The 19,719-nt window shown below is 72.4% G+C and carries 2 protein-coding genes and 1 tRNA gene; all 3 read right to left on the minus strand.

Annotated elements, in window-relative coordinates:
- Positions 1-11 precede the first annotated feature (11 nt).
- The 3 genes from JOE38_RS04945 to JOE38_RS04955 all read right to left on the minus strand — a co-directional run bounded on the left by JOE38_RS04945 (position 12) and on the right by JOE38_RS04955 (position 19,691).
- Positions 12-1,910, minus strand: coding sequence for a polyketide synthase (locus JOE38_RS04945; protein WP_204575132.1), 1,899 nt, complete (start codon positions 1,908-1,910; stop codon positions 12-14).
- A complete protein-coding gene (locus JOE38_RS04950; protein ID WP_204575133.1) occupies positions 1,907-18,454 on the minus strand; it encodes a non-ribosomal peptide synthetase/type I polyketide synthase in 16,548 nt (5,515 codons plus the stop codon). Before JOE38_RS04950 ends, JOE38_RS04945 begins: the two co-directional genes overlap by 4 nt.
- A 1,163-nt stretch (positions 18,455-19,617) precedes the next feature.
- Positions 19,618-19,691: transfer RNA gene (locus JOE38_RS04955), tRNA-Pro, on the minus strand.
- Between the last annotated feature and the right edge of the window lie 28 nt (positions 19,692-19,719).

Consider the following 19,719-nt stretch of genomic DNA (forward strand, 5'->3'; position numbering starts at 1 on the left):
GCGAATGCCTTTCATAGATCGAGCCAATGCGGCTCGCGTTCGAAGGGATAGGGGGGCAGCTCGTGGACGGAACCCACGAAATCAGGGAATACCCGCATCCAGTCGACGCGCGCACCGCGGAGATGCAGTTCGGCCGCCATCTCGATGTCGGTCAGGTGGAGATCGAGATGGGGCTCGTGGTCGCCGTCGCGCACGCAGACCCCCGCTGTGCAGGGGACGACGGAGAGCTCGCCGGCCTCGGCCGAAGCGTCCGTCACCCGGACGCGACCGGCGAGCAGGGATCGGACCCGGGACTCGATCTCCGACGAGGCCGCGACGCCGTGCGCAGGCGATCGGAGAAGCACGCGCTTCGCCGGTCGTTCCACGAACGACCGGCGTATCCCGGTCAGACCGGTGCCGTCGGATGCGATCGTCGCCGCGGCGCGCCACGGGTGCGCGGTGCGGAAGCGGGCGAGGGTCATGGCGACGTCGTAGGCATCCGCGCCGCCGGCGATCGCCGACTCCGCGTCGCGGAGCAGCCGTTCGCGCGCCTGCGGCGTCTTCGCCGACACGCAGAGCACGGGGGCCTCCAGCTCGGCGGACGTGCTGCGCGCGTCGCCTTCCTCGATGACGAAGTGGACGTTGGTGCCCCCGAGCCCGAGCGAGGTGATGGCGCCCAGCCGGGGCGCGTCGTCGCGGCGCGGCCACGGCGTGCGCTCCGCGATGACCTCGAACGGCGTGCTGTCCAGTTCCAGGAGCGGGTTGGGGATCTCGAAGTGCGGGCTCGGCACCATGGTGCCGTGCCGCATGCTGAGGAGCAGCTTCGACAGACCGGCGCCGCCCGCGGCGCTCAGCAGATGCCCGATGTTGGACTTCACCGAGCCGATCCCCACCGTGGCGTCGCCGAAGTCCGCCTTCCGATACACCTGGCCGAGGGCGTTGAGCTCGATCGGGTCGCCGATGCGCGTTCCCGTGCCGTGGGTCTCGATGTACCCGATGCGGGTGTGGTCGACGGCCCGGACGGAGCCGTCGCCGGATGCGGAGGCCGGCGAGTAGCAATCGCGGATCACCGCCGCTTGACCGCGCGGGTTCGGGGCCATGATGTTGAGCGACGCGCCGTCGTTGTTCACCTCGTACGCGCGGATGGTCCCGAGGACGCTGCGGTTCTTGCGGCGGGCGATGTCCGCGCGCTCGAGGACCACCACCACGGCGCCCTCGCCGATCAGCGTGCCGTCGGCGCGCTCGTCGAAGACCCGGGTGAAGGGCAGCCCCGTCGTGATCCCGCCGCAGTTGCAGAGCGCGTTCGTGAACGCCGAGCTCAGCAGGTTCACGCCCGCGACGATGGCCCCGTCGCAGCGCTGATGCCGTATCGAGTCCGCTGCGAGGGCCATCGCCGTGAGGAAGGACGAGCACGCGGTGTCGACGGCCATCACCGGGCCCGTGAAGTCGTACTGATGGGAGATGCGCGCAGCGAGCGCGCTGTTCATGGAGTTCATGATCGTGCGGGGGTGCACGGAGTGCTCGCCCTCGGCCTCGAGCCGCTGGCACACGAGCGGGTAGTACGCGTTCGTGGACATCGCCGAGAACACGGAATATCGACGCGACCGCGTCTCGCCCGTGTCGAGCAGTCCCGCGTTGCCGATCGCGTCGTGCGCGACCTCCATGGTGATCCGGTGCTGCGGATCCATGGTCGCCGCCTCGTCCGGGTCGATGTCGAAGAACGCGGCGTCGAACATCTCGATCCCGTCGATCTCGCCGATCGTGTCCCGCCACCGGGGCGCGAACGCGAGCTCTCGGCGACGATCGCTGACGGTGTCGGTGCAGTCCACGCCCTCCGACAGGACGCGCCAGAACTCCGCCGGCGAATTCGCGCCCGGCAGGCGGAGAGCCTGGCCGGTGATGACGATCTCCTGCTCCTGCGACGCGGTCATGAGCCGATCACCGCCTCGTCCGGCGACGCGTCCACGTGGATGTCGAGGTGCACGAACTCGTCGTCGTACCAGGCGTTCACCTGCGCGAGGGCCATCGGAGCGTGTTCCGGGTCGGAGGAGTCGGCCGAGGGGACGTCCTCCGGCGCGATGAAGCCCTGGAAGTTGACGAGCAGGAGCCGCAACCGCCCGCCGTCGGCGCCGTAGGCGTCACGGAGCTCGCGGAGGAGCGGCGTGTCGGCTCCGTCGAGGCCGTCGTCCGGCGTCCCGTCCGCCAGGGAGTGCGTGTAGTGGACACCCCGGTCGAGCGTCCGGGTGAGTCGATCCGATGTCGAGGCGTCGTCGACGCCGCCACCGAGGAGGACGGGGACGACGTCGAGGAGCTCCCCCACGCATCCGCTGTAGTCCGCGCCGTCCCAGCGCCGGCAGTCGTTGACGAACCCCACGGCGACCGGGTCAGTGCCGGCACCGGACGCGAACTCCGCATGGATGGCCGCGAGCGCGCTCTCCAGGGGATTGGCCTCGGCATAGGGGATGCGATGGCGGGACCGGCCCTGCTCGGTCCGGCTCCGCAGGTCGTCGGTGACCGTGCGATTCATGTCCAACCACCCTCGGAGATCGAAGTCCTGGAGCTCGGCGCGCCAATCGCGGCTCGAATCGACGTGCTCGAGGAACCGGCTGAACCTCGGGGCCTCCGGCAGGCTCTCGCCGCGCACGAGCTGACGGATCTCGTCCCGGAGGATGGCCGAGCTCGAGCCGTCGAAGATGGCGTGGTGGAAGGCCCAGACGAGCCGGAAGCCGTCGGCGCCGTCGCGCAGCACGGTGCACCGCCAGAGGAGGCCGTCCCCGAAGGGCGCGCGCTGCATCCCGTGGGCGAGCCGGTCGATGCACTCGTCGACCTGGGCTGCCTCGACGGAGCGCAGGTCATGGACCTGGAACAGCGCGGCGATGCCTCGGGCGTTCGTCTCCGGCATGACCTCGAAGCGGTCGCCCCGCATGCGCACCCGCAGCGCCTCATGACGGCACATGACCTCCGCGAGCGCGCGGAGCAGCGTGTCGACGTCCGCTCCCTCCACGCGCTGGAGGAACCCGCCCGTCGCCGCACCCGTCGCCTGGTGCCGACGCGCTGCCGACCCCCGGGGGAACGAGTACTCCGGATCACCGAGCGCCAGCGCGAGAGCGGCGCTGTCGCTGGCCGCGATGGCCCGCGCGACGATGAGGTCGAGCTGCTCGGAGGCCACGGGACGCGGAGTCAGCTCCCGTGCGCTGCCGGCCGTGGCGGTGGCCGGTTGACGCGCGGCGAGCGACGCGGCGAGCGCGATGGCGTTGGGATGGCGGTACAGGTCGCTCACCTCCAGTTCCAGACCGGCGGCCCGGAGCCGCTGGACCGCGGCGATCGCCTGGATGGACTGCGCGCCGGCGCGGAAGAAGTCCTCGTCGAGTCCGAGCGGGGCTCCGGGGAGGACGGCGCGCAGGGCGTCGAGGATCCGCTCCGCGGCGCCGTCCCCGGTGGGGGCTTCGGGAGCGGGCCCGACGTGGGACTCCACGCGTTCCGCCAGACGCGCGCGGTCGATCTTGCCGTGGCGGGTGAGCGGCAGCTCGGGCACGCGCACGAGCGCCTGCGGCACCAGCTGGCGCGGCAGCCGCTCGAGCAGCGCGGGACGCAGCTCGTCCTCCCCGGGGGCCGATTCGCCGGAGTAGAAGGCGGTGAGCCGGCTGTTGCTCCCCTGCAGCGAGTGGACGACGACCGCCTCCGTGACGCCCGCGACGGCCTTCAGCGCGCCCTCGATCTCCGACAGCTCGATGCGGTGGCCCGCGTGCTTGATCTGCCGGTCGATCCGCCGCAGGAAGACGAGGTCGTCGTGATCGTCGAGCACGACCAGGTCGCCCGTGCGGTAGAGCCGCTCGCCGGAGTCGCCTTCCGAGGCGACCGTGGCGGCGGGGACGAACTTCTCGATCGTCAGCTCGGGGCGGTGGTGGTAGCCGAGGGACACGCTCGGTCCGGCGACGCAGAGCTCCCCCGGGACCCCGCGGGGGACGTCCGTGCCATCCGGGTGCAGGATGAACAGCTCGCGGTTCCCGGCGGGACGGCCGATCGGCATGCGATCGTGGAGCGGCTCCTCGTCCACGCGGAAGAACGTCGTGGTGCACGAGGCCTCGGTGGGGCCGTACAGGTTGAATATCCGACCGGCGCCGAGCACGTCGAAGGCGCGCTTCGCCGCCCAGGTGCGCATCTCCTCGCCGCCCACGTACAGGGCGCTCATGCCGGCGATGGCCCGCGGGTCCTCCGCCATCAGCAGATGGAACACGGCGGTGATGAGGACGCCGGCGTCGATGCGCTCCGTGCGGAGGAACTCCCCCAGCACGCGCATGTCCATGTTCGCCTCCTGGCCGCCCATGACGACCGTCGCGCCGGCGAGCAGGGCGCTGTAGACGTCCAGCAGGGACGGATCGAAGGTGTTGCCGGTGAGGTGGCTCACGCGCATCCCCGGCCGGTAGTCGGTGTACCCGTTGCCGGTGCAGGTGCTCAGCATCCCCCGGTGGGTGACGATCGTGCCCTTCGGCGCCCCGGTCGTGCCCGACGTGTAGATCATGATGAGCGGGCTGTCGGGGCCGAGGCCCCGGGGCGCGCGGTAGGCGCCCTCCAGACCGGTGGGGGTGACCGCGGCCACCCCGTCCGGCCACTGGACGGCGTCGAGGTCGTCCATGAGCACGAGCATCGCGCCGCTGTCGTGGAACGTGTGCACGATCCGGTCGACGGGGCCGCCGGGATCGAGGGGGACCTCGATCGCGCCGCACCGCATCAGCGCGAGCCGGGCGAACAGCTGCCACGGGCCCCGCTCGAGCAGCACCATCACGACGGCGCCGCGATCCACACCCGCGGCCTGCAGGCCACCCGCGAGGGTCTGCGTGATGCGGTCGACCTCCGCGTAGCTCCACTGCTCCTCCCGCCAGCGCAACGCCGGGAGATCCGCGTGCGCGGCGAACGACGCGCCCATCCGGTCGACGAGCGTCTCGTCCACGGCCGGACCCGGCGCCGTGAGCGCCGCGCGACGTCGATCCCGCTCGGCGGGCGTCTCGAGGAGGAGGTCCGCCATCCGGTCGTCCGGGCGGAGCACCATCTCGGACAGCAGCTCGTCCAGATGGCCGGCGAGGCGCCCGATCGTGGACGCCTCGAACATCTCCGTGCGGTACTCGATGTCGATGGCGAATTCCGTGGCGTGCTCGGAGACGCTGAGCGACAGCGCGTAGCGGCTCTCCAGGTCGCGGGGCGCCAGCGGCTCCGCCCGCGCGCCGTCGAGCTCCCACGCCTCGGTTCCGACGCTCACGAAGTTCAGGAGCACGTCGAACAGCGCGTTCGCCTCGCCGCCGGCGGGGATCCCGAGCGCCGCGAGCAGGAGGTCGACGGGGACGTGCTGGTGGGCGAGGGCGGCGAGCGCGGTGTCGCGCGCGGCGGCGACCGCCTCTCGGGGGGTCAGGGCGGAGTCGGCGTCGAGCCGCAGGGGGACGGTGTTGACGAACATCCCGACCGTGGTGCTCGTCGCCGGGGTGCGACCCGACATCGCGGCGCCGATCACGAACTCGCGCTGGCCGCTCCACACGGCGAGGACCCGGGTGAACGCGGCGAGGAACACGGCGTACGGGGTCGCGCCGCTCGCGCGGGCGAGTTCGACGACGAGGGATCTCGGCACGCGGCAGACCAGATGGTGCCGTGCTCCGGCGAAGGTGGCGGCATCCGGGACCCCGTGGTCCGCGGGCAGCTGCAGGGGCGGCAGGTCGTCGGCCAGCTGCGCGGCGAAGTGCGCGACGTCGGCGGCGTAGTCCCCTGCGCGCTCGTGCTCGAGGATCTCGGACGAGTGGTCGGTGTACGGCGCTCCGGGGGCCGGCATCGGCTCTCCGCCCAGGGCGAGCGCGAGCTCGTCGGCGAGCACGGCGAGCGAGTGCTGGTCTCCGACGATGTGATGCAGATCGAGTCGGAGGTAGTGCAGGTGCGACCCCACGCGCAGCACGTCGGCGCGGATCAGCGGAGCGCGGCCGAGGTCGAACGGCTCGGGCTCCCCCACCACGCGGGCCTCGGCCGCCTCCTCGGTGAGCTCCACGATCTCCACGAACTCCGGGACGTCCGCGTGGAGACGCTGCACGAGCTCCCCGCCGTCGATCTCGAAGCTCGTGCGCAGCTGCTCGTGGCGCTCGACGAGCGCGTGCAGCGCGCCGCGGAACCGCTCGGCGTCGAATTCGCCCTCGACGCGATAGGAGAGGCCGAGGTTGTAGGCGGACGTGTTCTCCCGCAGCATGCACGCCGCGTAGATCCGGCGCTGGGCGGGCGAGGCGGGAGCCGTGCGCCCGCCCGCGCTCGGGGCGTGCAGGCGCACGGCGCGGATGGCGGCGGCGCGCCCCCCGGCGGAGCCGGCCTTCGCGACCGCCGTCGCCGCGATGCCGGAGAGGCTCGTGTCCATGAACACGTCCCCCACGGTCAACACGACGCCGGAGACCGCCTCGAGGCGCGAGCAGAAGTGCACCGCGGAGAGCGAGTCGCCTCCGCTCAGCAGGAAGTCCGCATCGGCGAGCGGGGTGTCGCCGAGCACCTCGGCCCACACCATCCGGATGACCTCGACGATGTCGGCTTCGCTGCCGACCGCGGCGCCGACCGCGTCGGCCGCGAGGGCGGCGAGATCCGCCTCGGCCGCGTCCACGGGCGCCGCCAGCAGATCGTCGAGCCGGATGTCCGATCGCATCGCGCGGCGCTCGAACGCGTAGCCGGGCAGGGACACGCGCCTCCCCGCCGCCGAGAACCGCGCACGGGGGACATCCGCACCGCGCACCCACGCGGAGGACAGCACGAGGCGGACCGCCCCGGCGTCGATCTCCCGGCCGACGAGCGTCGTCGCCGCGCCTCCCGGGGACGCCGCCTGCGCCCCGGTGGTGCCGCCCCGGCCGTTCGTCAGCGCGCCCGAGCGCAGGGCGACCAGCGCGTCCATGGCGCTCAGCTCCCCGCGCACGCGCGCCGCGGCGACGCGCAGCAGCGTGTCCCGGTCGGCGGGTGCGCGCAGGCCGTCCATCCCGACGACGCGCAGGAGGACGACGCGGATGACGAGCTGCGCGATGCGTCCCGCCGCCGTGCTCACCGCACCCGGCTCGTCCGGCGCGGACGCGGGAGCGGAGCCGCTGAGCTCGGATCGCAGCGCGGAGCGGAGGCGCTCGTCGAACGGCTGCAGCTCCACGGCGAGAGCGGTGCGCAGCTCCCTCTCGAGGCCATCGGATGCGACGTCGTCGGTGGTCACGAGATGGGCGGACATCCGCAGGACGGTCGAGTCGGCCGCGTCGAAGGCCAGCGACGGGGCGTCGGCGTCGAACCAGACGAGCGGCATGCCCGCGTCGGCGATCGCCACGGCACGCACGTCGAACTCGGCGCGACCGTGGGCGAGGGTGTGGGACGCGTCCGGGAGCCGGCCGCCATCCGGCAGCTGTCCGACGTGGGCGTCGAGAGCGGCGCGCATGCGATCCAGCGCGTCGCCCGTCCGAGCCGACACGGGCAGCAGGCTCGGTCCGACGTGCGCGGATCCGCGCATCCCGGCGCTCTCCCCGGCGTCGACGGACCGCGGGACGGCCTCGAGCACGACGTGCACGTTCGTCCCCCCGATGCCGAAGGAGCTCACCGCCGCGGCCCGCACCCCGCCCGCCGGCTCGAACGCCGCGGTGGGGACCGAGAACGGCGCGTCCTCGCCGAACTGCTCGTTGAGCCGGGTGAAGTTGGCCATCGGCGGGACGGCCCCCCTGCTGAGCACGCCCACGGCGCTGATGAAGCCGGCGACGCCGGCAGCGGCGTCGAGATGGCCGATGTTCGCCTTCGCCGCACCGAGGGCGGGTCGCGTGGCGCCGCGTCCGTACACCTCGGCGAGCGCCGCGACCTCGACCGGGTCGCCGAGCTTCGTGCCCGTGCCGTGGGTCTCCACGTAGCCGACGTCAGCCGGATCGATGGCCGCGTCGGCGACGGCGGCGCGGATGACCTTCGCCTGGCCGCCGACGCTCGGTGCCGCGTACCCGACCTTGTCCCCGCCGTCGTTGTTCATGGCGGTGCCGGAGATCACCGCGCGGATCGGATCGCCGTCCGCCAGCGCCTGGACCAGCGGCTTGAGCAGGACGACGCCGCAGCCCTGCCCCGGGACCGTGCCGTTCGCGTCCTCGGAGAACGGACGGCACACGCCGTCCTCGCTGAAGATCATCCCCTCCTGCCACTGGTATCCCTCGCTGCGCGGGAAGTTGAGGGCCACGCCACCGGCGAGGGCCATCTCGGCCTCTCCGCGACGGAGGCACTGCACGGCCTCGTGGATCGCGACCAGGGAGGTCGAGCAGGCGGTCTGCACCGTCACGGCGGGACCGGTGAGGTCGAGCTTGTAGGCGACGCGGGTCGCGAGGAAGTCCTTCTCGTTCATGGTGAGCGCCTCGAAGACGCCGACGGAGTCGTTCTGCCGACCGAGCAGCCCCGCCATCCAGGCGAAGTTGGTGCCGCTGCCGGCGAACAGCCCGATGCGTCCGTCGTAGTCGGCCGGGGAGTAGCCGCCGTCCTCGAGGGCGTGCCAGGCGATCTCGTGCAGCAGTCGGGCCTGGGGGTCCATGGACTCCGCGTCTCGGGCCGAGTAGCCGAAGAAGTCGGCGTCGAAGGCATCGGCCGACACGTGGCCCCGCGCGTTGACGTAGTGGCGGTGATCGATCGTCTTCGGGTCGATGCCGGCGGCGAGCATCTCGTCGCGCGTGAAGCGCGTGATGCTGACGACGCCGTCCGCCCGGTTGTCGAGGAACTCCTCCACGCCGTCGGCGCCGGGGAACACGCCCGCCATCCCGATCACGGCGATGCGGCGATCGGGGCCCTCCGGCTCGCGACGATCGTCGTCCCGCGCCTGCGGGACGGGCCACTCCCGCGTCCAGTCGCCGAGGCCCGCCAGATCGTCGAGGGTGATCGGCTCCTCCTGAGGGCCCGCGTCGTCCGCGGCGGAGCCGGATCCCGAGTGCGCCGCGGCCCCTCGGTCGAGCTCTGCTGCGAGCCGGGCCGGCGTCGGGAACTCGAACAGCTTGACGAGCGGGATGTCGTGACGGATCGACTCGGTGAGCCGGTTGTGGACGAGCATGAGCTTGTACGAGTTGCCGCCCACGTCGAAGAAGACGTCGCCGGCGTCGACCGGTCGGTCGAGCACCTCGCGCCAGGCGCGGAGGATGACGTCGAGCGTGACCTCGGAGCCCTCGGTCGCGGTCGTGGCGGCGATCACGCCGGACGGGCCGGCACCGGGCGGGCGGGCGGTGCCGGCCCGGCTGTCGCTCAGGATCGCGTGCAGCGCCCTGCGGTCGACCTTCGCGTTCGCGAGGGTCGGCAGCTCGCGCATCCACTCGATGCGCGACGGCACCATCGTGCTGGGCAGCGACCGGGCGAGCGCCCGGGTCAGCGCGGCGCGTGATCCGGAGGCGTCCGCGCCCACGCAGCACAGCACGAGCTCGTCGCGGACGACGTCGGCGACGGCGTACTGCACGCCATCCACCCCCATGGCCACCACCTCGATCTCCCCGAGCTCGATGCGGTTCCCGTGGTGCTTCACCTGGTGATCGACACGACCGCGGAGCATGATCTCCCCGTCCGCGCGGCGCATGCCCCGGTCACCCGTGCGGTAGACGCGGACGCCCGGCAGCGCCGGCAGCTCCGTGAACGCCCGGGCCTGCTGCTCGGGGCTGTTCGTGTACCCGGCGGCCAGGCCCGCGCCGACGATGACGAGCTCGCCCACCACGCCGGCCCCGTGGATGGCGCCGTCCTCCCCCACGACGAGCACCTCCACGCCGTCGATGGCGGTCCCGATGGTCACGTCGTCGCCCGGGGCGAACTCCTTGACGGTCGCGGTGACCGTCGTCTCGGAGGGCCCGTACATGTTGAAGATGCGCGCCTCCGTGGAGGCCTGCAGCAGCTCGAGCAGGGTCTCCGCGAAGTGCTCACCGCCGCAGACGATCGCGCGGAGACCGGGCAGCGCGGCGCGGAAGCGCGCGTTCCCGCAGAGCGCCGCCATCTTGGACACCGGGACCTGGATGTGGGTGACCCCGTGCTCGGTCATGCGGCGGGCGATCGCGGAGGCGTCCTTGACGTCGCCCGCGGGGCACATGTGCACGGTCGCGCCGGAGGCGAGGGGCAGGAGGGTCTCGAAGACGACGATGTCGAACGTGGGGTCCGCGAGGGCGATCACGGTGTCGCCCGGGCCGAACATGCCGCGGCGGGCGTGGTCGCGCTGGAGGTTGGCGATCCCGCCGTGGCGCACGGCCACGCCCTTCGGCGTGCCGGTCGATCCGGAGGTGTGGACGACGTAGGCGAGATCGTCCGCACCGATCTCGGGTGCGTCGAACGCCTCGAGGCGGCGCGAGCGGCAGTCGGCCAGGTCGAAGAGGATCGGGATGGGGCGCGCGGGCTCCCGACCGTGCGCGGCGTAGCCGAACCGGGGCGCCACGTCGTCGAGGATGCGCTCCTGCCTCTCGCGCGGGTGCGACGGGTCCAGCGCGACGTAGACACCGCCCGCCCGCAGGATCGCCAGCTGCGCCACGACGAGCGTCGCGTCGCGCTCGGCGAACAGGGCGACGCGCTCGCCGACACGCAGTCCCGCGGCGACGAGCCGTGCCGCCTGGGCGTTCACGAGGGCGTCCAGGTCCGCGTAGCCGATGCGCCGACCGTCGGCGTCGATCACGGCGACGTCGTCCGGTGCGAGGCGGGCGCGCTGGGCGACCTGGACGGGGATCGCGGCGAACGGCCCGGACCGGATCCCGGTGCCAGCGGCGGCGGCGGCGTCGGCGTCGGCGTCGGCGTCGGCGTCGGCGAGCACGCCGAGAGCCGTCGTGGGCTCGGTCGCGCCGACCACCTGCGACAGCAGCAGCTCGAACCGCCGCGCGAGTCGCTCGATGGTCGTGCGGTCGAAGAGATCCGCCGCGTAGTCGAGGTCGAGGGCGAGGCCCTCGTCCGACTCGAGGCAGGTGACGACGAGGTCCATCCCGACCCCGAGGGGGACGAGGTCGATCGGGCGGGCGACGACGCCGTCGATCGAGAGATCGTGGTGATCGACGTTGTGGTAGTCGATCGACACGTCCACGAGGGGATGACGACCCACCTCCCGCTCCGGACGGAGGGCCTCGACGACGCGCTCGAAGGGCACGTCCTGGTGCGCGAGCGCGGTGAGCACGGCGTCGCGGCAGTCGGCGAGGTAGTCGGCGACACCCCGGTCGCGGGACGGACGGAGACGGACCGGCATCATGTTGACGAACATGCCGACCATCTCCGTCGTGTCGGCCAGGGTCCGCCCGGAGACGGGCACGCCGATGAGCAGGTCGTCGCGATCCGAGGTCCGGCCGAGCACGGCGCCCCACACGGCGAGGACGACCATGAACGGAGTGGCCCTGTGCTGCTCGGCGCATGCGGCGAGGGCGGCGGATCGTCCCCTGTCCAGGCGCAGGCGCACGCGCTCCGCCCGCGCTTCCCCTCCGTGACGCGGGCGGTCGCGGACGAGCGCCTCTCCCGTCGGCGCGTCGCGGAGCAGCGCCACCACGTCGTGCCCCGCGTCGCGCGTCGCCCGATCCGTCGTCTCGAGCGCGAGGTGCGCCGCGTAGTCCCGGTACTGCAGCGGGAGCTGCGCCAGCTCGCCCTCGTAGAGGAGTCCGAAGTCCCGTGTGAGGATCTCGACCGAGACGGCGTCGGCCACGATGTGGTGGATGTCGAAGAGCAGCGTGCTGCCGCCGTGCGCGTGGGTGACGATCTCCATCCGGAACAGCGGACCGCTCTCCAGGTCGAAGGGACGCACGAACCGCGCGACGAGCTCGTCGACGCGGACCGGGCCCGGGAGCTCGTCGGCCGAGAGCACCAGCGGCAGATCGACGTCCCCGGCGTCCCGGACGCGCTGGCGGATCTCGTCCCCCCGTCGGACGATCACCGTGCGCAGCGGCTCGTGACGCTCCACGAGCCGCGCGAGCGCGACGAGGACCCTCTCGGGGTCGAGCGGCCCCTCGAGGTGGGTCGCGGACGGCATGTTGTAGACGAGCGCGGCGGGACTCAGTCGCGCGGCGAGGTACATCCGCCTCTGGGAGGGGCTCGTCGGGTGGTCGCCCGCGTCGGCCGTCCTCCGCAGCGCCACGGCGGCCGCGTCGCCGCCGGCGACGTCCGAGGCCGCTCCCGTCGGTGCCGCTCCGAGCGACAGCCTCGTCGCCAGCTCCCCCGGGGTGGGCGCGGCGAAGACGTCGGCGACGGTGACGGGCGCGCCCAGCGCGACCGCGAGTCGGCTCACGAGCACGGTGGCCTTGAGCGAGTCGCCGCCGAGCGCGAAGAAGTCGTCGTCCCGCTCCACGGTGGCGTAGCCGAGGACGGAGCGGAACGCGGCGCGCACGGCGTCGAGGGTGCCGTCCGCGTCGGCTCGCGGCCCGGCGGTGCGCGGTGACGCGGTCGTCCGCGACTCGCTCCGCGCCGGGACGGGGACGTCGGCGGCACGCGACGCCGTCGCCGCGGGTCGGTCGGCGGCGGAGGGACCGCCGAGGGGCAGCTTGTCCATGGCGGTGCCCGGGAGCCTGATCCGGCGGCCCGTGGTGTGCGTCCGCCAGTCGATCTCGAGGCCGGAGCTCCACAGGCTGCCCAGGGTCGCGAGCAGGTGCGCGTCGTCGGCGACCTCCTCGACGGGATGCCGCAGGGCGTTCACGAAGACATGCCGATCGGTCTTGGACGGCTCGTGCAGGGCGAAGCTCGTGAGCGAACGTCCCGGGCCGAGCTCCACGCCGTGCAGCGGGGCCCCACCGAGCCACTCGTCCGAGAGGAGGGCACGCAGGGAGTCGGCGAACCGCACCTGGCCGGTGATGTGGTCGCCCCAGTACCGGGGCTCCGTCATCTCGCCGCTCGCGACGAAGGCGCCCGAGACGTTGGAGATGATCGGGATGCGGGGATCCCGGGTGCGGACCGCGCGGACCTCGTCCTCGAAGGCGAGCCCGGCCTCGGCCATCATCGGCGTGTGGAACGCCTGCCGGGTGTGGAGGCGGCTGCCCGGGATGCCCGCCGCCTCGAGGCGGTCGATGACGGCGGGGAACGCGGACTCCGCCATGCCCAGCACGCAGCGCTGGACGGAGTTGTCCAGCGAGATCCACACGTCGTCCAGGCCGTCGACGACCTGCCGCACGCGCTCCGCGTCCGCGGCGACCGCCAGCATGATGCCCGGCTCCTGGCGCTGCATGATCAGACCCCGTCGGCGGACGAGACGGACGGCGTCGCCCAGCGACCAGACCCCCGCCAGGGCCGCCGCTGTGAGCTCGCCCACGCTGTGGCCGACCAGCACGTCCGGGCGCACGCCGAACGACTCGAGCACCTTGGCTGTGGCGAACTGGGTCGTGAAGATCGCGAGCTGCGACCACTCGGTGCGATCGACGCGGCCGTCCGCCCCGTCTCCGGCCATGATCTCGCGGTACTCCGCGGCGTCGCCGTCGTCGAGCATGCCGATGATCTCGTCGGTCCAGTGCCGGAACACCCGGCCGATCTCGCCGGGGTGCCGCTGGAGGCCGCGGCCCATCTCGACATGCTGGTTGCCCTGACCGGAGAAGAGGAACGCCGTCCGGCCGCCCCGCAGCGCGGGCGCTCGTGCCGCGAGGGCCCGGGCCGACCAGGAGCCCGCGTCGCGGGACCCGCGGGCGTCGACGACCACCGCGGTGCGGTGCGCGCTCGCGGCGCGGCCGACGCGGAGGGTGTGGGCGGCGTCGGCGAGCGCGACGGCGTCGTCCGCGGCCAGATGCCGGAGCCCGCGGTCCGCGGTGGCGGCGACGCTCGCGGGGCTCGACGCCGAGAACTGCAGCAGCTCGTACGTCGACCCGGGGTCGGCGCCTTCTCCCGCCCGGTCGGCGCGGCCGCCGTCGGCGGTGGGGCCCGAGGGGGCCGTCTCGAGGATCATGTGGACGTTGGTCCCTCCGACGCCGAACGCGTTGATGCCCGCTCGGAGCGGGCCGCCCGGCAGCGGACCCCCGACCGCGGACACCGCGAACGGCGTCGTGGCGAAGTCGATGTGCGAATTGGGCTGGGTGAAGTTGCACGTCCCGGGCAGGTACCGGTCGTGGAGGCTCAACGCGACCTTCGCGAGTCCCATGGCGCCCGCGGCCGTGTCCGTGTGGCCGACGTTCCCCTTGACGGATCCGAGGGCGATGGATCCGGGGGCCGCGTCGGCGAACGCGCGCGAGAGCGATGCGACCTCGACCGGGTCCCCGAGCAGGGTGCCGGTCCCATGCGCCTCGACGAACGACACGCTCGCCGGGTCGATCCCGGCATCCCGGTACGCGGCGCGGATGGTGTCGAACTGGCCGTCCTCGCTCGGCGCGGTGTACGAGAGCTTGCGTCGCCCGTCGTTGCCGGTGGCCGAGCCGGCGATCACGGCGTAGACGGGGTCACCGTCGCGCTGCGCCGCCGCGAGGGGCTTCAGGAGCAGCAGGGCCGCTCCGTTCGAGAACACGGTGCCGTTCGCGTCGGCGTCGAAGGGGCGGCAGTGCCCGTCGGGCGACAGCATCATCCCGTCGACGAAGCGGTATCCCCCCTCGTTGGGCAGCTCGAGCGTCACTCCCCCGGCGACGGCCAGCTCGCACTCGCCCAGCCGGAGCGACTGCACGGCGAGGTGCACGGTGAGCAGCGAGGTCGAGCAGCCCGCGAGCGCGGAGTAGGCGGGACCGGTCAGGTCGAACCGGTAGGAGAGACGGGTGCTGAGGAAGTGGTTCGTCGCGAGCGTGAAGTTCTGGTACGCGCTGCCGAACGCGCTGTCCTCGCTGAGCGCCCGTCGGTACCACTCGAAGTCGTCGCTCCCGCCCGCGAAGACGCCGACGCGGCCCGGGAGATCGGTGGGATCGTAGCCGGCGTCCTCGCAGGCCTGCCAGAAGCACTCGTAGAGCAGGCGCAGCTGAGGGGAGGTGACGTCCGCCTCCGCCGGCGGGATGGCGAAGAGCGCCGAGTCGAAGCCGCCCGTGCCGTCGAGCCGCCCGCTCGCCTTCACGTAGTGGGGGTCGCGGAGATCGGCCTCGGTGACGCCCAGGAGACGCAGCTCGTCGTCGTCGTAGAACGTGATCGTCTCGTCGCCGGCCCGGAGGTGCTGCCAGAACTCCTGCACGTCGACGGATCCGGGCGCCTGCACCCCGATGCCGATGATGGCGACGTCGGCGGCACGCCGCTGCGACGAGGCGAGCGGGCTCTCCGATGCCGACGGGGTGGCGGCCGCGGGATCATCGGCCGGGGCGCCGCCGGGGACGGACGCGACGAGTCGGGCCTGGTCGCCGATGCTCGCCGCCCGGAGGAGATCCGCGATGGAGAGGTCACGACCGAACTCGTCGGCGATGGCGAACTGCAGCCGCACGAGGCTCAGCGAGTTGCCGCCGACGTCGAAGAACGACGCACCGGGGTCGGCGGTCATGCTCTCGTCGATCCCCAGCACGGCCTGCCAGATCGAACGGAGGCGGAGGACGTCGGATGCGGTCGCCGGCGCTGTCCGTCCGGAGGCGGGCGGAGCCGCGCTGTCGATCCCGACGGCGCTCGCCGCTCCTGCGGTCGAGGACGACTCGTCGCCGCGCTCGTGGAGCGAGGCGAGGAGCGCTCGGCGGTCGATCTTGCCGGCGGCGGACGTGGGGATGCGGGGCAGCTGGACGAACAGCGACGGGATGCTGGTCCGGGGAAGCGACGCCGTCAGCGCCTGCCGCAGCTCAGGAGGACCGACCGCCCGGTCTGCCCGGAAGAACGCCACGATCCGGTCCGTGCCCGATGCGTTCCTGTCGACGACGACGGCGGCCTCGATGACCGGGTCCACGTCGCGCAGCGCGTGCTCGATCTCGACGAGCTCGATGCGCACCCCCGCTATCTTCACCTGCCGGTCGATGCGGCGGAGGAAGGCGAACTCGCCGTCCTCTCGGAGGTAGCCCAGGTCGCCGGTCCGGTACATCCGACGCATGCCGTCGTCGTCCGTCGCCTCGTCGAAGAACGGGTTGGCGATGAAGGCCTGCGCGGTGAGGTCCTCGCGGTTGAGGTACCCCGCGGCCACGCCCGCGCCCGTGATGCACAGCTCGCCGGGCAGGCCCGCCCCCAGGAGGGCGTCATCCGCTCCCAGCACGTAGACCCGGTAGTCGTTCAGCGGGCGTCCGATCGGCACCGCGGGATGGCGGTCATCGCGACGTGCGGTGCTCCGGGTGGCCCACATCGTGGCCTCGGTGGGGCCGTACACGTTCTCGAGGGTGCAGGGCAGCTCGAGCGCGGAGAACCGCTCCACGAGGTCGTGGGTGAGAGCCTCACCACCGCTGAACACGTGGCGCAGCGGCGCGAGGGCGTCCCGGGTGCCCGCGCGCACGACGGCGTCGAGCAGCAGTCGGAGCATCGTGGGCGAGATGTTCAGGTGGGTGACCCCGTACGCGCGGACCGCCTCGGCGAGGGCCAGCGGGTCGGCTTCGGCGCCGACCGGCAGCACGACGAGGGCGCCATCGCCCACGAGCCACCCGTAGATCTCCGTGCCGAAGATGTCGAACGTGAATGCGGTCTTCAGCAGATAGGAATCGTCTTGGCGCAGAGGATAGGCGCTCTCCAGGTCGAGCGCGGTGTTGTGCACGTTGCGGTGCCGGATCATCACGCCCTTCGGGCTGCCCGTCGTACCCGAGGTGTATTCGATGTAGGCGAGCGCGTCGACGTCGACGTCGACGTCCGCCGCGATCTCCTGGGTCTCCACGCGCTCGTCGAGACGGAGGGCGATGAATCCGTCCAGGCGGTCCACGTCGATTCTCGTGACACCGTCCCCGAAGTCCAGATCGGATTCGCTGGTCGTGATGACCACCTCGATGCCCGCGTCATCCAACATCTGCCGCACGCGCTGTCCGGGCTCGTTCTCGGAGAACGGCACGTAATGGCAGCCGGCGAGCAGCACGCCGTACACGCACGCGATCAGCTCCACGCCGCGGGGCAGCTGGACGCCCACCGGCCGGCTCGCGCCCCCGGTCGTGTCGAGGAGCAGCCGCTGGATGATGACGGCCGAATCATGCGCCCAGGCGTTCGAATACGCACGGTGGGCATCGCGCCACGCGGTGCGGGCCGGTGCGGAGCGCGTCTTCTCCAGGAAGAGACGCCCGAGGGGGGTCGGTTCCGCGTCGAATCGATGCGTGTCCGCGAGCTGCGCGCGCAGCAGGCCATCCTCGGAGGGCGCCGACATCGGCAGCTCTCCGATGGAGGAGTCCAGGGACGTCGGCAGCTGCTCGAGGAGAGCGACGAATCGCTCCCCGAATCGACGCACCTCGCTCTCGAGCAGGGCGCCGGGCTTGTACTGGAGGATCAGCTGCGCGCCGCCGTCGTGGTGCTCCACGGTGACGGCGAACCGACCGGGGAAAGGCGCCATCTCGGGACGCCGGAGCTGGCGGACGCCGCCGGGCAGAGAGGGATGGGTGTCCTGGATGAACGTGATGTCGAAGACGCCGGCGAGTGCGGGATGCTCGCTCAGGAGCTCCGCCACGGGGTATCCGATGTTCCGCCAGGCTCCGAGGACCTCGCTGCTCGCGGACTCGAGCATCGCGCGGACCGTGTGCGCGCGGTCGGCGTCGAGGCGGATGGGAGCGGTGGTGAGGAAGCAGCCGATCGACTCGGCCTCGTCGATGCCCGGCCGGTCCGTGAACGGCACGGCGACGGACACGGCCCCGGCATCCGCGTATCGCGCCAGCAGCAAGCCGAAGACGGAGAGGTAGACGGTGTGCTCCGACACCTCGACCGCCATGGCCGCCTCGCGGATCCGGCCGTGCAGGCCGGCGTCGATGGGCATGCGCACTTCCCTGCCCAGGTCCTCCGTGTCGCCCGATCCCCTCTCGGGCAGGAGCCAGTGCCCCAGGTCGGGCGAGTCCTGTCGGGCGAGCGCACCACGCCAGTAGGCCTCTCGTCGTGCGGACTGCTTCGCGGGCAGAGGCCGGCTCCGACGCTCCTGGTACCTGGCGAAGCCGACGTCCTCCGCAGCGGGCGGGCCGTCCGGATCGCGGTCGGCGTCGAGCGCGAGGTCGATGAGCTGCGCTGCGAGGGATCCCACGGACTGGCCGTCCGCCACGAGGTGGTGACAGGCGATGATCACGCGGTCCGCGTCGCCCAGACGGCAGTGCGCGATGCGGACGAGCGGACCGCCCTGCAGGTCGAACGGCGCCCGGATGAGCGCGGCGGCCACGGTGTCGGCGGCGGCATCGGCATCGGCGTCGCCGCGCAGATCGTGCACCGTCACGTCCGGTTCCGCGTGGCGGGCGACCCGGTAGGAGACCCCGCTCCGCTCCACCGACAGGGTGGCGCGCAACGCGGGTTGCTCCTGCACGATGCGGGCGGCTGCGGCCCTCAGCCGATCCCCCGGGATGGCGTCGACGAGGAGATCGACCGAGACGACGTAGTCGGGGCTGTCACGACGCAGGCACTCGAAGTACATGCCCTGCTGCGCGGCGGTCATGGGCAGGAGGTCCGCGTCCCCGCTGTCCTCCCGAACGGTCTCCGCGGGACCCGGCGCCCGATCCGCGGGTGAGTCCCCCATCAGGAACCGCTCCGTGCGGCGAGGCCCTGGACGCGCGCACCCCGACGGGTGCGATTCACGCCGCCGCATGCCCGTGCGCGGGTCCGGCTCGGTCGGCCGGCGGTCCCGGGCCGGTCGGATGCGCGATGGAGCACCTGCCCGGCAGCACGTGCGTCGGAAATTCGGACGAGGGATTCGAACCCCGTTTCCAGCTCCGGCAGGCGACGGGCGAACCGATCCGTCATCGCATTTCGCGCTCGATTCGACGCAATCGCGGATGAATACCCGAGGAGAGACCGCATCCCATCCGATGGTCGTACGACGTCAATGCGCACGCCCATATTGGAATATCCCCTCGGAAATCTCGACGTCTTATCGGGGTCAACGTATCCGTCGCCTCTCGCGCCGGTCAAGCCCCCCACAGAGGGGGCAGATCCGAGTGTGATATAAGCCGTCGACCACGCTGTCCCGCGACGGGAATTCCTCGCTTCCGATCGCCGCATTCGCGCTCGGGCGGAGCGCGTTCATCCCCGCCGCGTGCGGCGATTACGGCCCCGCGCCGGCTGCGGCGCCGAAGAGATCGGGGGCGGATCCGGGAAGTCGCCGGACGCCTTTTTACTGACCTGAAACGGGGGCGTTTCCCGGAGACGGTCCAGCCGCTATGATCGACCTTCACCACGACATCAGGATCACCGGAGCGCCCGTCATCGTGATGAGGAATCCCCCCGCGCTTCTCCGCCTGCTTCCCACCGTCGCCACCCGCGTCGTATCGCGACGCGCGAGAAATCCGCGACCCGTCGCGCGGATTTCCCGCCTCGTGTCCGCCCGGCTGGGCCGTCGATGGCGGATCTCGCGATGTACGGTCATGGTGATGCGCCGTGCACGACCCACGGCCCGCCGCCCTGGGCGCGCGCTCGTCCTCCCATGACCGGCTTCCGCGCGAAGGGCGCTGCGGGCCTGGTGCGGCATCCACGTCGGCCGCATCGACATCGGCCGTGACGGGCCGGGATCGCGAGCAGGACGTCCGCGCCGGATCCGTCGACGTGCCCCGCGCGCCCGAGGTCGGAGCGCGGCGATGCCGTCCCGCCTCGGGGACTGCTTGGTGAACCTGCGAATCTCGATGATCGACTCACGTGCGGTCCGGCAGAACGCTCCATCACGTTTCTTCGAGAACCACACGTCCGTCGGGCTGACAGGATTTGAACCTGCGACCCCTTGACCCCCAGTCAAGTGCGCTACCAAGCTGCGCCACAGCCCGCTGTCCCATCGCTGGGCAACTCGTAGAG

Origin of the sequence: Clavibacter michiganensis, from assembly GCF_016907085.1 — a bacterium.
Taxonomy (GTDB): Bacteria; Actinomycetota; Actinomycetes; order Actinomycetales; family Microbacteriaceae; genus Clavibacter; species Clavibacter michiganensis_O.